General features: G+C 35.6%; 17 protein-coding genes. 6 read left to right on the top strand and 11 right to left on the bottom strand.

The features are described 5' to 3' along the window. Window positions 1-28 precede the first annotated feature (28 nt). The 3 genes from FDO66_RS05800 to sodA form a co-directional block, all read right to left on the bottom strand. The gene (locus tag FDO66_RS05800; RefSeq protein WP_181444471.1) at window positions 29-2,086 is read right to left on the bottom strand and encodes a peptidoglycan D,D-transpeptidase FtsI family protein; all 2,058 of its coding nucleotides are present in this window, start codon (window positions 2,084-2,086) and stop codon (window positions 29-31) included. Window positions 2,087-2,520: 434 nt separating this feature from the next. Further along, window positions 2,521-3,747, bottom strand: a complete 1,227-nt coding sequence (locus FDO66_RS05795) for an MFS transporter (protein WP_141431565.1) — start codon at window positions 3,745-3,747, stop codon at window positions 2,521-2,523. A 139-nt stretch (window positions 3,748-3,886) separates the two neighbouring features. Continuing rightward, window positions 3,887-4,495: a superoxide dismutase SodA gene (gene sodA, locus FDO66_RS05790; RefSeq protein ID WP_141431563.1), complete on the bottom strand. Its 609-nt coding sequence runs from the start codon at window positions 4,493-4,495 to the stop codon at window positions 3,887-3,889. A 365-nt stretch (window positions 4,496-4,860) separates the two neighbouring features. Between sodA and FDO66_RS05785 the strand changes: the two genes are divergently transcribed. Continuing rightward, the gene (locus FDO66_RS05785; RefSeq protein ID WP_258535610.1) at window positions 4,861-5,559 is read left to right on the top strand and encodes a Crp/Fnr family transcriptional regulator; all 699 of its coding nucleotides are present in this window, start codon (window positions 4,861-4,863) and stop codon (window positions 5,557-5,559) included. Between the two features lie 82 nt (window positions 5,560-5,641). Here FDO66_RS05785 and FDO66_RS05780 read toward each other — a convergent pair whose 3' ends face one another. Continuing rightward, window positions 5,642-6,124, bottom strand: coding sequence for a DUF456 domain-containing protein (locus FDO66_RS05780; RefSeq protein WP_141431561.1), 483 nt, complete (start codon window positions 6,122-6,124; stop codon window positions 5,642-5,644). Window positions 6,125-6,245: 121 nt separating this feature from the next. Here FDO66_RS05780 and FDO66_RS05775 point away from each other — a divergent pair, with 121 nt between their 5' ends. Next, window positions 6,246-7,028, top strand: a complete 783-nt coding sequence (locus FDO66_RS05775) for a DUF1189 domain-containing protein (RefSeq protein ID WP_141431559.1) — start codon at window positions 6,246-6,248, stop codon at window positions 7,026-7,028. On the opposite strand, the gene FDO66_RS05770 is transcribed toward FDO66_RS05775, so the two are convergent. Next, window positions 7,023-8,672 (bottom strand): methyl-accepting chemotaxis protein, encoded by a 1,650-nt coding sequence (locus FDO66_RS05770; RefSeq protein ID WP_141431829.1) that lies wholly within the window; start codon window positions 8,670-8,672, stop codon window positions 7,023-7,025. The genes FDO66_RS05775 and FDO66_RS05770 overlap by 6 nt on opposite strands. 354 nt (window positions 8,673-9,026) lie before the next feature. On the opposite strand from FDO66_RS05770, the gene FDO66_RS05765 reads away from it, so the two are divergent. Further along, entirely contained in the window at window positions 9,027-9,341 is a 315-nt protein-coding gene (locus FDO66_RS05765) for a hypothetical protein (RefSeq protein ID WP_141431557.1), read from the top strand. 406 nt (window positions 9,342-9,747) lie between these two features. After that, window positions 9,748-10,863 (top strand): flavodoxin-dependent (E)-4-hydroxy-3-methylbut-2-enyl-diphosphate synthase, encoded by a 1,116-nt coding sequence (gene ispG, locus FDO66_RS05760; RefSeq protein ID WP_141431555.1) that lies wholly within the window; start codon window positions 9,748-9,750, stop codon window positions 10,861-10,863. Between the two features lie 187 nt (window positions 10,864-11,050). On the opposite strand, the gene FDO66_RS05755 is transcribed toward ispG, so the two are convergent. Next, the gene (locus tag FDO66_RS05755) at window positions 11,051-11,422 is read right to left on the bottom strand and encodes a DUF4190 domain-containing protein (RefSeq protein ID WP_141431553.1); all 372 of its coding nucleotides are present in this window, start codon (window positions 11,420-11,422) and stop codon (window positions 11,051-11,053) included. A gap of 412 nt (window positions 11,423-11,834) precedes the next feature. On the opposite strand from FDO66_RS05755, the gene FDO66_RS05750 reads away from it, so the two are divergent. After that, window positions 11,835-12,431 (top strand): hypothetical protein, encoded by a 597-nt coding sequence (locus FDO66_RS05750; protein WP_258535608.1) that lies wholly within the window; start codon window positions 11,835-11,837, stop codon window positions 12,429-12,431. 21 nt (window positions 12,432-12,452) lie between these two features. Here the strand turns inward: FDO66_RS05750 and zur are convergent, their stop codons facing one another. From zur to FDO66_RS05735, 3 genes are read right to left on the bottom strand one after another with little or no spacing between them, the layout of a single operon-like run. After that, window positions 12,453-12,866 (bottom strand): zinc uptake transcriptional repressor Zur, encoded by a 414-nt coding sequence (zur, locus tag FDO66_RS05745; protein ID WP_141431549.1) that lies wholly within the window; start codon window positions 12,864-12,866, stop codon window positions 12,453-12,455. A gap of 13 nt (window positions 12,867-12,879) precedes the next feature. Beyond that, window positions 12,880-13,722, bottom strand: coding sequence for a metal ABC transporter permease (locus tag FDO66_RS05740; protein ID WP_141431547.1), 843 nt, complete (start codon window positions 13,720-13,722; stop codon window positions 12,880-12,882). Continuing rightward, a complete protein-coding gene (locus FDO66_RS05735; RefSeq protein WP_141431545.1) occupies window positions 13,719-14,498 on the bottom strand; it encodes a metal ABC transporter ATP-binding protein in 780 nt (259 codons plus the stop codon). The genes FDO66_RS05740 and FDO66_RS05735 overlap by 4 nt, the downstream gene beginning before the upstream one ends. Window positions 14,499-14,654: 156 nt before the next feature. Here FDO66_RS05735 and FDO66_RS05730 point away from each other — a divergent pair, with 156 nt between their 5' ends. Then, window positions 14,655-14,909 (top strand): DUF2624 domain-containing protein, encoded by a 255-nt coding sequence (locus FDO66_RS05730; RefSeq protein WP_141431543.1) that lies wholly within the window; start codon window positions 14,655-14,657, stop codon window positions 14,907-14,909. A 433-nt stretch (window positions 14,910-15,342) separates the two neighbouring features. Here FDO66_RS05730 and FDO66_RS05725 read toward each other — a convergent pair whose 3' ends face one another. Next, window positions 15,343-16,236 (bottom strand): deoxyribonuclease IV, encoded by an 894-nt coding sequence (locus FDO66_RS05725; RefSeq protein WP_141431541.1) that lies wholly within the window; start codon window positions 16,234-16,236, stop codon window positions 15,343-15,345. Between the two features lie 36 nt (window positions 16,237-16,272). Next, entirely contained in the window at window positions 16,273-17,577 is a 1,305-nt protein-coding gene (locus FDO66_RS05720; protein WP_141431539.1) for a DEAD/DEAH box helicase, read from the bottom strand. Window positions 17,578-17,651 lie beyond the last annotated feature (74 nt).

The following is a 17,651-nucleotide window of genomic DNA, read 5'->3' as shown; positions in this document are numbered from 1 at the left end:
GTACTTTTTTATTTATAAACCAATTATTTTATGGATTCACTACTGTTTCGACAGACTGAGCAGCTCGGCTATTCTTTAAAGCGAAGTAAGCATCCATTACTTGTCTTCCTATCGTCATATTTGGAGAAGGGCCACTTGGACCTGTATATACCCAAGGAACGATAACAGCCATTGCTACCTCGGGATTATCTGACGGAGCATAGCTTACTAAACTTACATTCATAACTTCGGGAGGACTATTTTTTGGATATTTCGCTCTTTCAGGACCATCATAAAACGATTGTGCTGTTCCTGTTTTTCCTGCAGGACTATAGTTCGCAGAACCAAAAGTTGCTCCACCAGTTCCTCCAGGCTGCATAACCATTCTAAAACCCGTTTGAACTCTCTTAATCCATGAATCTTCCATACTTAATCGACTTAATACATTCGGTTGAATTTCCTTGATCAATGGTCCAAGCTGCTCTTTATCCTGAGCTGGATCGCGAATTTCTTTAACGATATGGGGTTGAATTCGATAGCCACCGTTTGCAATAGTTGATGCATATTGTGCTAGCTGCATTGTCGTATACGTATCATACTGACCGATTGAAAGGTCCATTAAATATCCTGGCAATGATGTGTTTGGTCCTTTAAAGCCAGCCATTTCATTTGGAAGATCAATTCCTGTTCGAACTCCTAGCCCAAACTGAGCATAAGAATCTCTCATTGTTGCGAAAGCTTTGGGTAGATCCTTAATACCGAGAGACTGATTAGGTACATAATGTCCCCCTGCAATTGCAATCGCGGTTTTAAACATATACACGTTAGATGATACTTGAAGTGCCCTTAAATCATTAATGGTTCCAAAATTTTTATATGATTTTTTAACAGGTGTCCCCTTAATCTTCATCGGTGCATCCACCTGAGGAAATCCAGGCTTAATAGCTCCAGCTTGATAACCAGTTAAAACAGTTGCTCCTTTGACAGCTGAACCAACATTGTAGGATGTTGTAATCGTTCCTAGGGCAAAATCACGCATTTCGGGCTGACCTGTTTGTTCATTTTTACCGATCATTTTTCCAGCCATGGTTAGCACATCACCTGTATGAGGGTCCATTAACACAACAAAAGCTCGATCTAAAAATCTCGTATTTGCATTGCCTCTCTTTGTATCCCACAGAACATTTTCAATGATTTGTTCTACCTGCTTTTGAAGATCCATGTCAATCGTTAACACTACATCCTTACCTCTTTGACCATCTGTTAATGTTTCGGATTTGACAATTTCTCCTGATTTATCCTTTTTATATAGGACCTTCTTTTTTTGACCGCTTAAAACATCCTCATATTGCATTTCAAGATAACTTTTTCCTACGCGGTCATTACGGCTATAATCCTTAGCTAAATATTGATCAATTTGATCTGCTGGTAAGCCTTCCTCTGAGGTCGTCACTTTTCCTAATACCGTTCTTAATGTCATATCATAAGGATATGCTCTTAGCCAATCGGTTGTTGTGTCCACACCTGGTAAATCGTGCAAGTTTTCACTAATAATTGCAAATTCTTTATCGGACACGCCTTTATTTTTAATAATTTGAGGTGTATAGGCATAACCGCTCGTCATTTCACGAAAAATCGCTAATATTTTTAAATCATTGCTAGAAAGTCCATTTATCTCATTTTCTGTTACTTTACTAAGCTGAGCTTTGTAAAACGCTTTATTATAGTCATCCTTATCCTCGTATTTCTTTTTAAGTGCGCTATCTTCTTGCTTAGAAACTAAGTCCTTTGCTTCTTCCATATGAGTCAAGATCCAATAATCTTTTTTATCTCTTTCTTGGATTTTTGATGGATCCATGTCAATAATTTTCGAAAGTTTTTTTGCTGTTGCAAGTATTTCTGTCGGCTTGTAACCCCAATTTGTAAAGATAATTGCCTTTTCTCCAGTGTTGTCCACTACGATTTTACCTGTGCGATCATGGATTTTCCCCCTTGGTACTGGATAGGAAACGGTATGGTCATCCGTTTGATCCACTTGCTGTTTATACTCATCCCCATTTACAATTTGCACAATTCCCAATCTTAATATTAGTGCTGAAAACAACATAAAAACGACAAAAAAAAGGACGTTCAGACGAAAAGGAACATGACTTTTCTTTTTTATCTTTTTTTTCTTTTTATTCACATTTTACCCCCACACTTTCCCCTCTTACCAATTACCCCTATTGTAAAATAAATCCACCATGATATCTATTAATTTTACTTAAATTTTGGAAAAAATTAATAAAAGCGGCAGTGCCTTGAACAGCCTCAGGCAGCATAAGACGCAATACTCAGAAAATCCTGATTTTTGGAGTATTACGGCCTATGATCCGAGCGGCTAGGCGCTAGCCGATTAAGTGTACGCCACGTTCTATGGCAACATCAGCACTAGTACATCCTGTACGTTGGAGCTAGACGCCAGTCTACCTTTAAAAAGTTACATACCTTCTAAAAAAAGAGAATGCCAATTTCGACATTCTCAAATAGAAAAAAATGATGTTATATTTCTGAAACGGATTTGAATTGTATCCGACGGATAAAAAAATAGATGAGCGTATGTCCCATACCTAAAATCAATAAAATAACAGGAATACTTTTTTCAGCACCAACAAACACAACCCCAACTAAGAAAAATAGGATAGAAACAAACCGGCCTAAATTTAAATAAATTTCTCTTACGACAATATATTCAATTCTCATTTCTGCTGCTTTCCAGCCTCTGCCGATTACATCATAAGTCATTGACAAATAGGGCACCAACAACAAGGGATAAGCGATGGCAATAGAAGCCGCATACACCAAGAGTCCATTATATGTAACTTTAAAGACAATTAGAAAAATTGCTAAGTAGAGAATGATCCCACCTAATAGGATCGCTTTTTTCCTTTGATTATTCTTAATAATTCTAGTGACTAAATAGTACGCAATAAAAGAAACAGCAGAATTAATTAATCCAAAGGTTCCTAATGCCATTTCACTTCCAGTCGAAATAAAAACAAACACCGATATGATAAAAGCAAAAGTTCCTTCTCGTAATCCTTGAAAAAAATGAGCATTTGTAATCAGCCGCCAATTTTCATTCTCTTTTCTTTCATGAAGGATGCGGGTAAACCAATATTTTCCACGGGCAGGTCTCCGTTTTAAAAAAAAGCTTGAAATAACAGCTAAAAGAAATAAGGCTAATGACAGGCCAAAAACAATGGAGTAGCCAGAAAAATTCTCCATTCTGGAAATAATATAGCCCGCGAGGATAGGACCAATCATTCCCCCTATTGATGACAATATCCCTAAAAAACCATTAAAAAAATCTCTTGTCTCTGGTTCAGTCACTTCAAATGTTAAAACGTTGAAAGCCAGCCAATAGAAACCATAGCCTACTCCTAATAATCCCCCTAGCAGAATGAGGTAATTGGAGGCATTGGATCCGATCAATAAAACTGTTAAATAAAAGATGGCCAAAAAGATGACTCCAACTCTTAGTACAATTACTCGATCAATTTTCTTTGCCCATCTTCCTGCTAAAATAAAGGTTAAAGGCTGGGCCACCACGACTGCTAAATTATAAATCCCTAGATCTTTAAACTCTCCAGATTGCTTCCATAAATAGATATTAACAAATGTATTCGATAAAGCCACACTAACAGAATAGAGTCCACCAATTAATAAAAGCAAGTTTAAGTCTCTAGTCAATTCGACATTCCCAATCATTTTTTTCATTCTTAACATAAAAAAACTCCCCTTTGTTTCTACGGGTAGTTTCCTTCAAAAAGAATGACCTTATTCTTGTATTTTTTTAAAATACCTTGCATTTCCCATATGAAAAGGGATTGAGTCCAATTCGGCTCAATCCCTTTTCATAGCTTTATTATTTTGCAGCGCTGTATAGCTTTGCAACCTCATCCCAATTTACAACATTAAAGAACGCATTAATGTAGTCTGGTCGACGGTTTTGATAGTTTAAATAATAAGCATGCTCCCACACATCAAGACCTAAAATAGGTGTTTTCGCTTCCATTAAAGGAGAGTCTTGGTTAGGTGTGCTTGTTACTTCTAATTCACCATTGTTTACTACAAGCCAAGCCCATCCAGAACCGAAACGAGTTGCTCCTGCTTTTGCAAATTCTTCCTTAAAGCTTTCAAAGCTTCCAAATTTGCTTGCAATAGCTTCAGCTAACTCACCAGTTGGCTCACCGCCTCCTTCAGGAGATAAAAGTGTCCAAAATAAAGAATGGTTCGCATGTCCGCCACCATTATTTCTTACAGCTGTACGAACAGCTTCAGGCACTGCATCTAAGTTAGAAATCACTTCTTCAACGGATTTTGATAAAAGTTCTTCGTTTCCTTCAAGAGCAGCATTTAAATTTGTCACATACGTATTATGGTGCTTTGTGTGATGGATATTCATTGTTTCTTTGTCAATAGTAGGTTCTAATGCGTCGTAAGCATAAGGTAATTGCGGTAATGTAAAAGCCATTTTATTTTCCTCCTTATGTATCCATAATGTATTTTTTTACATTCAAGAAACTATTCTTTCTATACAAGAATGTTTCAAAAGTATTCAAATAAAGATTACCAAAGTCACTGCATTATTTCAAACAAAACGTATTGGTTTTTCAGTGTTTACAATCCCCATTTTTTTTATGAATATACAATCAGAGTAATTTTCTTTATAAACTTGTATATTTCGGAAAATTGTCAATTATAGTACAAACCTTATTCTAACAATGTTTATTACCATTTATCACTGAAAAATTATCCATTTTCATCCAAAAGTGTATTGACATGTCTATATTTATTTTTTTAAATCAAGTGAAGGACCTATTATAAGGAGAAGTGGTTATGATGAAACAATTGAATATTTCTTTGTACAGTTTACTCATTCAATCTTTTTTTGATAAAGAGGCTATCCAAACGATTCGTCCTGGAGCACTCCTATTTCAAGAGAAGGATCCAGTTAACCATATCTATATCCTGCTACAAGGAAGCGTTGCACTCGGACGACAGCATGTAAACGGAAAAGAGTTTATTTTAAAAATATTAAATGGCGAAGAGCTTATCATTGAATATCAATTATTCAAACCCTCTCCACATTACCACTTTTTTGCTAAAGCCTTATCTTATTGTGAGGTTCTTACAGTTAATAGAGTTGAATTTGAAGAGTTTGTAAAAAATGATTCCTTTCTTCTACAGTCTCTTACCGCTTGGTTAAGTACACGATACTTAAAATCGCAAATGAAGTGTCAGGATCTAATCATGAACGGAAAAAAAGGCGGGCTATATTCTGTTCTGATCCGTCTTTGCCACAGCTATGGGATGATAACAAAGGATGGGATACTCATTGATTTGCCGCTGACTCATCAAGAGCTAGCAAACCTTACCTTCGGAACAAGAGAAGTCATTCAAAGAATTTTAAAAGAACTTAGAGAAAAAGATATCATTAGTTATGAGCAACAAAAATTCACAATTAAAAACTTGGATTATTTAAAAAAAGAAGTCGATTGCCAGAACTGTCCCTATGAAATTTGCGGCTTGAACTAATTAATTTTTTTCAAGCCTCTCCTTCCCTCGGACTGGTGAAAAACCTTTTCCTCTACAAGGATATTTGTATTTTACCAAATTTTCATAAAACTTGGTAAAAGAAATACGCGATCATAATTATATAAATAACCCCCTTGACGATGACACTGCTAATAAATCCGATTACAGAGCCAATTCCAACTTTTATTGCTTTTCTGATATTGGTTTTGTGTACGAGCATTTCAGCTAAAATCGCCCCTAGAAAAGGACCAATCAAGATTCCCCAAATAGGAACAATAAATGGGCCGATAATAAGACCAATCGTACTTCCCCAAATCCCTGCTTTAGATCCGCCATATTTTTTTACGCCAATCAGATTAGATAAATAATCAGATCCAAAAATAAGCAATATGAATATGATCTGTACGCTCCAAAACAACACATTAAAAGGAGCAAAGGAAAAAAGCAGACCATATAAAATAAAGCTTCCTCCTAAAAATATGACACTAGGAATTACTGGATACACTAGGCCAACAAACGCTACTGCCATACAAAAAATGACTATTCCCCAATAAATATACTCCATAAATTCACCTTCATTTAATAAATATTTTTTTGCGCACCACATCATCCAACTATGTTTGGCTTGTACTTCCTGCTTATGCAAGCTAAAATGATATGGTGAATCTTTATAAGGGTGTGTCAAAATGAATATAGGTAAACAACTGTTTAAAAGTCTATACTCTCCAAAGGATATCGCTTCATACCGTTTTCAAGGAATCGGAAAAACCATTTTGTTTGTTTTTTTTCTTACTCTCATATCAGTTATTCCTACTATCTATCATTTTAGCACGGGTTTAATTGATGGACTTAACCAAGTTAACGAAAGCATCAAAAAAGACATCCCTTCTTTTTCCATCGAGAATGGTGAATTAATATCCGATCAATCCGACCCTGTTACGATAAATAAAAATGATTTCACCATCATTTTTGATGGGTCTGGGAAAGTAGATGAAAATCAGGTTAGTGATACAAATAATGGGATTGCCTTACTGAAGGACGAATTTATCTTTTTTGCTAACGGACAATCACAATCCTATTCCTATAGTATGCTGCAGGATTTATCCTTAACGAAAGATGATTTAGTCGATTTCTTAGGAGACGTTCAATCGATGTTAGGGATTATCATTCCGATCGTAGCTTTCATACTTTACCTTTTCGCTAGCGCAGGGAAATTTATTGAAATTTGTGTACTTGCTATTTTCGGACTATTTTTTGCTAATATGTTAAACCGTCCTCTGAAATATGGACACTCATGGAGAATTTCTGCTTACGCTGTTACACTACCTACCATTTTCTTTACCGTAATGGAAGCTTTAAAAACCAGTGTATCAAATGGATTTTTACTTAATTGGTGTATTGCCTTTATTCTTATTTTCCTAAGTCTAAAAGAAATTCCATCAAAAAAACAAAAAGAAACGGGCTTATAGGGCTCGTTTCTTTTCGTTTTGATAGAAATATTTGGTCGTTAATTCCCCAAGTGAATCTGCCAAAATCGTCAACTTTTCACCAATTTCATGACTTTTTATTACTTTTTTCATTTGTTCATTTGAAATTTTCTCCATCTCTTCTGAACTAGCAAGAGTTTGTTGAGCCACTGCTACAAAATGATTTGAGGATGATTCCATTTTTGGAACTATTTTTGTTAATTCATGGACGTCTATTTGAGCTTCATCAATTTTTTGACTTAAAGAGCATATTTCATTCATCATATGCTTAAACATTTGTTTACTATTAGAAGCAATTTGTAATCTTTCTTGAAAATTTGCCACGATTTGCTGGAATTCTAAGGATGCTTGAGTAGAGATCATTTCCATTTCATTAATTGTCATTCTGATTTCATCCGTTGCATTGGATGATTGATCAGCTAATTTTCTTACTTCACTAGCAACAACTGAAAAACCTTTACCACTTTCCCCTGCTCTTGCAGCTTCAATGGCTGCATTAAGTGCTAATAGTTTTGTTTGTTCAGCTAACTGTTGGATTAACGATATTACTTTCCCAATTGACATTGAATGATTTTTCACTTTTTCTACCGTCAAAGTTATATGACGAAATTCATTTTCAAATCCATCCATCATGAAAAATAATTCGTTTATGCTTTTTTCTCCTTCGTTTGTAGAATGATTCATGACCTCTGTTTTTTGGTGAATATTATCCATTTGATTAAAAATTTGAGTAAGTGATTCTTTCATTTGTTGAAAACGATGAACCATTTCCTCTGAGCTTCCTGCTGTTTGTCCTGCTCCATGTTTTACAACATGAATGGCTTCCACTAGCTGTTCATTATCAGACATTACTTGACCGGAAGACTCTCTTAAATTCTTTCCAGTTGACTCCAATTCCTTCGTAGTTGAGGAAATTTCATAAAGAATTTCTCTCATTTTACTAATCATGGAATGGAAGCTTTTCAATAGGGAAGTAACCTCTGGTACGGTTGAATTTGTTTTGGCTTCAACCTTCAAATTTCCTTTTCTCGCTAATTTCATTACTTCTCTTAAGTTCGTTAACGGCATGGTTAAGCTACGTACTAACAAAATCGTAATTAAGGAAGCAAATATAATGCTTATGCTTGTAGCAACAATTATGTATCTTGCCATTTCATAGACATTTTTTAAATAAAGGTTTTGGGGTGTAACAATTGTATAGATTCCTTTTAACTCCTGTATAGAATGAAACGATATCGTATAGAGTTCTCCATTCATTTCTCTATGAATAATTCCATTCTCCTTTTTTAACATTTCTTGAAGAATAGGTTGAGAAAAACGGATTGTCGTATTTTTATTAATTTGAAAGGGCTCTGCTCCGTTTTTTGTAATAAGAAAATATTGGCTGTACAATCCATCTTTAGCAAGCTCTGCATCCTGCTTTTTAATCACTTGATTCATTTTTTGAATAAATTTTTCTTCATTACCAACATAGATAAGCATTAAGTTTTGAGCATTATCATATATCGTATTAACTTCCTTATTCAATCGCTGTTCCATAAGCTTAATCGTTGTATCCTTTGATTTCTCATAAGAAATGTAAGCCACAGTTGATACAGTTAAAAGAAGCATGCTTAAGATGAGCATTAACAGCCTTACCCGCAATGTTAATTTTTCTAAAATATTAATATTTATAAACTTGTTTATCTTTAATTTCCTCAATTAAGATCCTCCTTATTCATCTGCCATCATCATTATGAAGGATAGATGTAAATTGTTTGTAAAGGGGATGTAAAAGCAATATTAAATTAAGTCTTATATCCTATATAAATAGACCTAGTAAGTAAAGCGGCCGATTAAAGACTCCAAGGACTTATGTCTTCATCGGCACTAGTACGTCCTGTACGTCATAGCTTGACAGGATTTATTTCATTGTTCTTTATTACGTCGGACAAGCATATCCTTGTTATAAGCCCTTTAATTTTTCAGGAGGTTAATAGCATGAAACGTTTGGTCTATTCTTTTATCATACTAGTCGTCCTTTATGCCATTTATTTTGACTTGAAATCTGGAACATTACCTGCTGCAAATGATAAGGCGATCGAAGTATCTACTCAGGAAGTTGAACAAATTCCTTTTTTTCAAAAAAAAGTGGAACCTGGAGAAACGGTATTAACAATTGTTGAAGAAAATATAAGAAAACCCCTCCCTGTTTCGATTTCTCGTGTAATTAACGATTTTAAATCCCTAAATCAAGGAACAAATCCAGAAGAGATCAAATCAAGTGAAATTTATAAATTCCCTAAATACAAATAATTTATTGTTCAAAAAGGCTGTTTTCACAAAGTTTGTTGCTTTTGACATAAAAAACATTGGGAGAAACGTTTCGGAACAGCCTGCATATACGTAGACTCCTGTGGGAATGCGAGAAAGGCGAGACCCCGCAGGAGCGTATGCAACGAGGAGGCTTGACGCTCGCCCACGGAAAGCGAAGTGTATGCAGGCTGCGCGTTTAAAAGTACAATCTATACGAAAGCAGCCTTCAAAAAAGAAAATTAACTTTAGAAGTTTTTTCATTTTGGCAATTAGATACAGCAGTGTTCTTGTCAAGTTCATAGGTTCATTGTTACAATGATGGAGAAAATCTTTCTTATTGATTACCTTAATTGTTCCTTTTCCTTAAAGGACTTTCTATTTCATTTTTCAAAGGAGCGAATCACCGTTGAGTGAAATCATACATCGTACTAAAACCCGGCCAGTAAAAGTTGGAAACCTCACCATTGGAGGAAATAATGAATTATTTATTCAAAGCATGACAACTACAAAAACGCATGACGTTGACGCAACAGTAGCTGAAATTAAGCGCCTTGAAGAAGCTGGATGCCAAATCGTACGGGTTGCATGCCCAGACGAAAGAGCCGCAAATGCGATCGCCGATATTAAAAAGCGTATAAGCATTCCATTAGTTGTTGATATACATTTCGATTACAAATTAGCATTAAAGGCTATTGAAGGCGGCGCTGATAAAATAAGAATCAACCCTGGAAACATAGGGAAACGTGAAAAAGTAGAAGCTGTTGTGAAGGCAGCAAAAGAGCGCGGCATTCCTATTCGAATTGGTGTGAATGCAGGTTCCCTTGAAAAGCGAATTATTGAAAAATACGGCTACCCAACCGCAGACGGAATGGTTGAAAGCGCGCTTCATCATATTAAAATCCTTGAAGATCTAGATTTTTACGATATCATCGTATCCATGAAGGCCTCAGATGTGAATCTAGCTATTGAAGCATACGATAAGGCATCGAGAGCCTTTGACTATCCCCTTCACTTAGGCATTACAGAATCAGGCACATTATTTGCCGGTACTGTGAAAAGTGCAGCTGGTCTTGGTGCGATCTTAAGTAAAGGAATTGGGAATACTCTTCGTATTTCTTTAAGTGCTGATCCTGTTGAGGAAGTGAAGGTGGCAAGAGAACTATTAAAATCCTTTGGATTGTCTTCAAATGCAGCTACATTAATTTCTTGTCCAACTTGCGGAAGAATTGAAATTGACTTAATTAGTATTGCAAATGAAGTGGAAGAATATATTCAAAAAATAAAAGCACCAATCAAAGTAGCGGTTCTTGGATGTGCAGTAAATGGCCCTGGTGAAGCTAGAGAAGCAGATATAGGAATCGCGGGTGCTAGAGGTGAAGGATTGCTATTCCGTAAAGGAAAAATTGTTCGTAAAGTCCCTGAAGAAACGATGGTTGAGGAATTAAAAAAGGAAATTGATGCAATCGCTGAAGAATATTTTGTAAAAAAACAGAAAGAAGAAAAAGAAACAGCTAACATATAATTAGTATTTATTAATAAAAGGTGCCCCTAAATGACAGACACCTCAAATTCTTCTCCTTGAGATACAATCATTGGGACACCTCTTTTTACTTTTTTATATCCAATCTCTTCAAATGCTCCACGTTTGAAAAGAAGGAAAACGTGTAAAGTCCTTTATCCTTAAACAACCAGATGTTTAGTCTGGTTTGTTAGAAAAACGGCAGGATAAAGACACCAATAATTATCGCGACTGCTCCAATCCCAATTGCCCAGGCGCCTAATGTTCCTGAACCTCTACGCCTTGCAATAAAACCTAATACGATACCAATGGCACCAAAAAAGATTGGCCAAACGAATAAAGAGATAATGGATAAAGCTAACGCAGTATAAGCTATCCCTCTGCCGCCTGATTCTCTTTCGTTATCCCTTACTTCTCGATCCGAATTTCGGTTATAGGTATTCGGTGCTGTAAATTCAGCTGAGGTTTCTTCTAAATAATCTGCAGTTTCAAACTGGCTTCTTTCTCCAATTGGTTCGCTTTTACGAAGATTTACTTCTCCGCTTCGCTCTTGATCTGCCATCTTGATCCCTCGCTTTCTTATTAGGAGCCTTATTATTGTTTGCAAAAATCCGTTTTTTATCGTGTTAATTATTTCATGATATGTAATTAAGAAAAGCGCAATCGCCTTGATCAGCCCTGAAGAAAAATGTTCTAATGGCTCAAAAAGTGCTTTTTACTTTTAGAGACATTAGGTTATTTTTCACAAGGGCTAGGCGCTATAGCTAGACATTAAGAAAAGCGCAATCGCCTTGATCAGCTGTAAAGGAAATTGTTCCATTGGCTCAAAAAGTCTTTTTTACTTTTAGAGACATTAGGTTATTTTTCATAAGGGCTAGGCGCTATAGCTAGACACCAGGGGACTTCCAAAAACTTATACTTTCTTACCCAAAAGAAAATACTTTAGCTTCATAAATCGTTCTGTTAAGATAGGAATGGATATTTTTTTGAAAGGAAACCAAAATAAGATGAAAAGATTTGGAATTGATATTGATGGAACAGTTACTTGTCCATCTACTTTTGTTCCTTATTTAAATCAATCATTTGATTTAAATATAACGCTTGAAGATATTAAAGAATACGATTTTATGCCTTTAGTTAATGTGACAAGAGAAGAATTTTCCAAATGGTTTCATGAAAATGAGCCACTAATCTATTCAAAATCACCTCTAGCTATAGGTGCAAAACAAATATTAAACAAATGGGAAAAAGAGCATGAGCTCTATTTTATTAGTGCCAGAGGATCACATTTACTACCCTTAACGAAAAAATGGTTTGTTCAAAATGAGATTGATTTTCATCATATTGAATTAATTGGTTTCCATGACAAAATTGCAGCTGCAAAAAAACATGAAATTGATCTATTTTTCGAAGACAAACACGACAACGCCGTCATGATTAGTGAAGAATGCAATATTCCAGTCATCTTATTTAATACTCCTTACAATCAAGACCCAATTCCGAAAGGTGTAATAAGAGTGGATAATTGGAATGTAGCAGAAGAATGGGTAAATACATGGTTGACAAAATAAAAACCGACTTCAAGTCGGTTTTTATTTTTGACATTCTGGGCAACGTCCATATATCTCAAATTTATGATCGGATACATCATATCCAGTTAAATTTGTTTCCAGTCCATTCATTGGACAAGCATCAATTTCCTTCGTTTTTCCACAGCTTAAGCAAATAAAGTGATGGTGATGATGTGAATGAGAACAAGTAAATCGAAAATGCTTCTCACCTGATAATTCAGTCATTTCAAAAATACCTAATTCAGCAAATAATGATAAATTACGGTAAATCGTATCAAAGCTTAAGCCTGGATACTGATCTTTTAATTGATCAATGACATCTCTCGCTGTCAAATATTTATTACTTTTAGCAAAAAGTTCAAGCATATCCTCTCGTTTGCCTGTATGCTTATACCCTTTTTCTTTTAATAGGTCTAATGCTTCCTCTACATTCAAGTTTTTCACCTCTTTATACTGGTCTTCCTGCAGTCCATTTTTTAACTAATATGGTTAAAACTAATATTAATATTGCAAGGATGACGATCGTTCCACCTGGAGCAATATCAAGGTAATACGAGAATATTAGTCCGCCTACGACAGAAACTTCACCAAAGATAATAGCATATAGGATCGTCTGTTTAAATCCTTTCGCGATTCGAATGCTTGCGGCAACCGGAAGTGTCATTAAAGCTGAAACAAGTAAAATGCCAATAATCCTCATTGAAGCTGCTATGACTAAAGCGACCATAAAGATAAAAATAAAATGAATGCGTTTGGCTGGTAATCCGGAAGCTTTTGCATGCTCTTCATCAAAGGAAAGTAAGAAAAGTTCTTTGTATAAAAGAATAACAATTGCAGCAACAAGCAAACTTATAATCAAAATGATCCATAAATCAGAACGACTTACTGCACTAACGCTTCCAAATAAATAGCTAAATAAATCAGTATTAAATCCATCAGCAATTGAAATAAAAATAACAGATAAGCCTATGCCACCTGATAAAATAATCGGAATAGCCAATTCTTGATAGTGCTTATACACTGTTCGAAGCTTTTCAACGAAAAAAGACCCTAAAACAGAAAATCCCATCCCTATGTAAATTGGATTTAATCCGGTAAACATTGTGAATTTTTTTTCAAGAAGCAGGCTTGCCGCAATTCCCGCTAGTGTCACATGACTTAACGCATCTGCAATGAGAGATAATCGTCTTACAACAATAAACACGCCCAATAAAGGAGCGATAATCCCTATGAATATTCCTGTTAAAAAAGCATTTTGTAAAAATTCGTATTGTAATAATCCTTGAATCATTGTCCATTGCCTCCAACATAATGATGATCATGTGTAAGAAGCTGAACATCATGACCATAAAAATCAGACAAGCTATTCATTTTTTCAAATTCTTCCGCTTCTCCATGAAAATGCAAATGCTTATTTAAGCAGGCAACGTGCGTCACTTTATCTGAAATGGTCCCAATATCATGTGTAACAAGCAACAAGGTGATGCCAAGGTGCTTATTTAATTCCTCAAGCATCTGGTAGAAGGACTGAACATTTTCAGCATCTACCCCTACTGTAGGTTCATCTAATATAAGCAGTTCAGGATCACTCACCAGTGCTCTAGCAATAAATACACGCTGCTGTTGCCCACCCGAGAGCTCTCCTATGTTCCTTTGTAAAAAGGGGGTTAATCCAACAGATTCAATTGCTTTAAGAATAAGGAAATGATCCTCTTTTTTTCTGAAACGAAATAAGCCAAGTTTTTTTGTAAGTCCACTCGCAACTACTTCATAGACTGAAGCAGGAAAACCAGTATTAAAAGAATTTGCTTTTTGAGAAACAAATCCTATTCGCTGCCATTCTTTAAAATTTGCAATATTTTCTCCAAATAAGGAAATAGCTCCTTTTTGAAGCTTTAATAGACCTAAAATCAATTTTATTAGGGTAGATTTTCCTGACCCATTTGGACCAACAATGGCGACAAAAGCTCCCTTTGGAATAGTCAGATCAATATTGTCTAACACATTTTCTTTCTCGTATCGATAAGAAAGTTTATTTATTTTAATGATCAGCTCATTTTGCTTCATGCCATCACCTTTTTATTTAAGAATCATTACGATTTAACAGAAATATTATACAAGAAGGCACTATAATTGTAAAGGAACGAACTTATGTCTACACTGTAAAAAAAAAAACACATAGCCAACCACTTCTACATAGATTTAAAAGAAGGAGTGATGACCATGAAAATATTTGAAAGCATCATCAATCATAAAATTAGTACTGCGACTGCTTCTGAAATCCTTAAGTATGCGGATCAATTTCAAATTTCCATTACGAAAAAAGAAGCCGAGCAAATTGCAGGCTACTTAAATGGCAAGCAAATTAACATTTTTAATTCTTCAGAAAGATCTAAACTTCTTAAGGAAATTGCTAAGATTACAAGTCCTGAAACCGCTAGAGAAGTAAATCGCTTATTTTTGCAATTTATGAAATAGAATAGAAAAGCGAAAGCGACTTGAACAGCCCTGAAGAAAAATGTTCGTTTGGCTCAAAAAGTGTTTTTTACTTTTAGAGACAAAAGGTTATTTTTCACAAGGGCTAGTCACTGTAGCTAGACAAATAGAAAAGCGGCCGATTAAGAGCGCCACGTCCTGTGGCAATATCGGCACTCGTACATCCTGTACGTCGGAAGCGCCTTGATCAGCCGCGACAGACATAAGACGCAATACGCATAAAATCCTGATTTTTGGAGTATTGCGGCTTATGATCCGGGCGGCTAGGCGCTGTAGCTAGACATATAGAAAAGCAACGGCGGTTTGATCAGCCCTGAAGAAAAATGTTCCATTGGCTCCAAAATTGAGACTGGATAAACAATGTAGGATCTAAAAAATACATACCTGTCACGGTTGGTTGTGACAGGTATTCATTTTAACTCCCCAAAATTTCATCCAGCACATTTTCATTAAAAGATTGATCTCTAAACATCTTTATTTCGTGCTTATAAGGAGGCTTTTTATTTTTTTTGTCCTCTCCCACATAAGGCGTTTCAAGTATTTTCGGTATTTCCATTAGCTGTGGATGATGTACGATTTGATTTAAAGCCTGGAAGCCAATATGACCAAAGCCGATATTCTCATGGCGGTCTTTTCGCATACCTCTTTCATTCTTACTATCATTAATATGAAGTACCTTGATGCGATCAATACCAATAATACGATCAAATTCGTTTAATACCCCATCAAAGTCACAGGCAATATTATAGCCTGCATCATGCGTATGGCAAGTATCAAAGCAGACGGAAAGTCGATCGTTATAATGGACTCCATCGATGATCATTGCTAGCTCTTCAAATGATTTGCCACATTCTGATCCCTTACCCGCCATTGTTTCTAAGGCAATTTGCACCTTCTCTTTGCCGGTTATTACTTCATTTAACCCTTCTACAATCTTTTTAATTCCTGCTTCTGTACCTGCACCTACATGAGCTCCAGGGTGCAGAACGATTTGCTTTGCACCAATGGCCTCTGTTCGTTCAATTTCGGAACGCAAGAAACGAATACCCAGCTCAAATGTATCGGGATTTGTTGTATTTCCAATATTAATAATATAAGGAGCATGAACAATAATCGTATCAATTTCATTGGCTTCCATATGTTTAAGCCCTTCTTCAATATTCAGCTCTTCAATTTTTTTTCTGCGCGTATTCTGAGGAGCTCCCGTATAAATCATAAAAGTATTTGATCCATATGAAACGGCTTCTTCACTTGCTGCTAAAAGCATTTTCTTTCCACTCATAGACACATGCGAACCAATTTTTAACATCCGTCTTTCTCCCTTATTATATTTCTTTATTTTTCTTTATTTTTTCTTTATTCTTCTCTGTCTTTTTTTAAAGCTTTCCACTTCTCTTTGCATTTTTTTCTTATATCCAGGCTTAACCTTTTTTGGTTTTCGTACAACATTTTTAGCTTGTACATCTACTTCATCCATTTGCCTTTGGCGATTTTTTCTTTTATTTCGATCCTCAATTTCAACAAGATCGCCTTTACTCAAGTCAACGTGTTTAAAGATGATGCCCATTTTTTCAAGTTGAACTAATGCATCTTCATCAGATGGATCATAGATCGTTAATGCAACTCCGTCGTAGCCTGCCCGAGCGGTTCTCCCAACACGATGCACATAAAAATCTAAATCACTTGGCAATTCATAATTAATGACGTGACTAATCCCTTGAATATCAATTCCCCTTGCAGCTAAGTCCGTAGCTACAATATATCGAAACTCTAGATCTTGAATTTGCTTCATCATTTTTTTACGCTCTCGAGGGCTTAAATCACCATGAATTCTTCCGACTTTTAACCCTTTGTTCATTAATCCATCTGCCACTTCATCTGCCATTTTCTTTGTATTTGTAAAAACAATTGCTAGATAAGGATTATACTGAACTAATGCATCGTAGACTAATTGAGTTTTTTCTCGATGTCGAGAAGGCAGTAAATAGTGCGCTATATTAACTGCTGTTTTTTGGTTTGGGTCCACTTGGATATAAGTTGGATTCTCCATATATTTTTTTAAAAATGGTTTCAGTTTTTCTGGAATGGTTGCTGAAAAAACGAGCATTTGAAGATTTTGCGGCATTCTTGCTGCTATTTGATCCACATCTTCAATAAAGCCCATATCAAGCATTAAATCAGCTTCATCCACAACAAGCATCTCTGCTGTATGAATGAACAGTGCTTGGTCCTTAACGAGGTCATTAATTCGTCCTGGAGTTCCCACTACGACATGTGGCTGCGTTTTTAATTTTTCGATCGTTCTTTGCTTATCTGTTCCTCCAATGAGGACACGAGCTGAAATTTCTTCAGTTGAATGCTTTGTTATCTTTAATATCTCCTGATAAATCTGGTTGGCTAATTCCCTCGTTGGTGCGGTTATCACAGCTTGAACTGATTTCTTGTTTGGATTTATTTTTTCAAGAATTGGCAAAATATACGAATGCGTTTTTCCCGTACCCGTTTGAGATTGACCTATGACACTTTCACCTTTCAAAACAACAGGAAAAAGTCTTCTTTGAATTTCAGTTGGTTCATAAAAGCCTAATTGCTTAACAGCATCGATAATAAATGGCTTAAATGAAAATTGTTCAAATTTTGTTTCATTCATTGTAAAACTCCTTTTATTTACTACTTACAGTTATTTTTCTTTATATTAAAAAATTGTTTCATAAGACGATCAGT

The sequence above is a fragment of the Bacillus sp. 03113 genome (assembly GCF_006546985.1).
Lineage (GTDB): Bacteria > Bacillota > Bacilli > Bacillales > Cytobacillaceae > VATK01.
The sequence above is the reverse complement of the archived record's forward strand: the minus strand, read 5'-3'. Positions and strand labels throughout refer to the sequence as shown.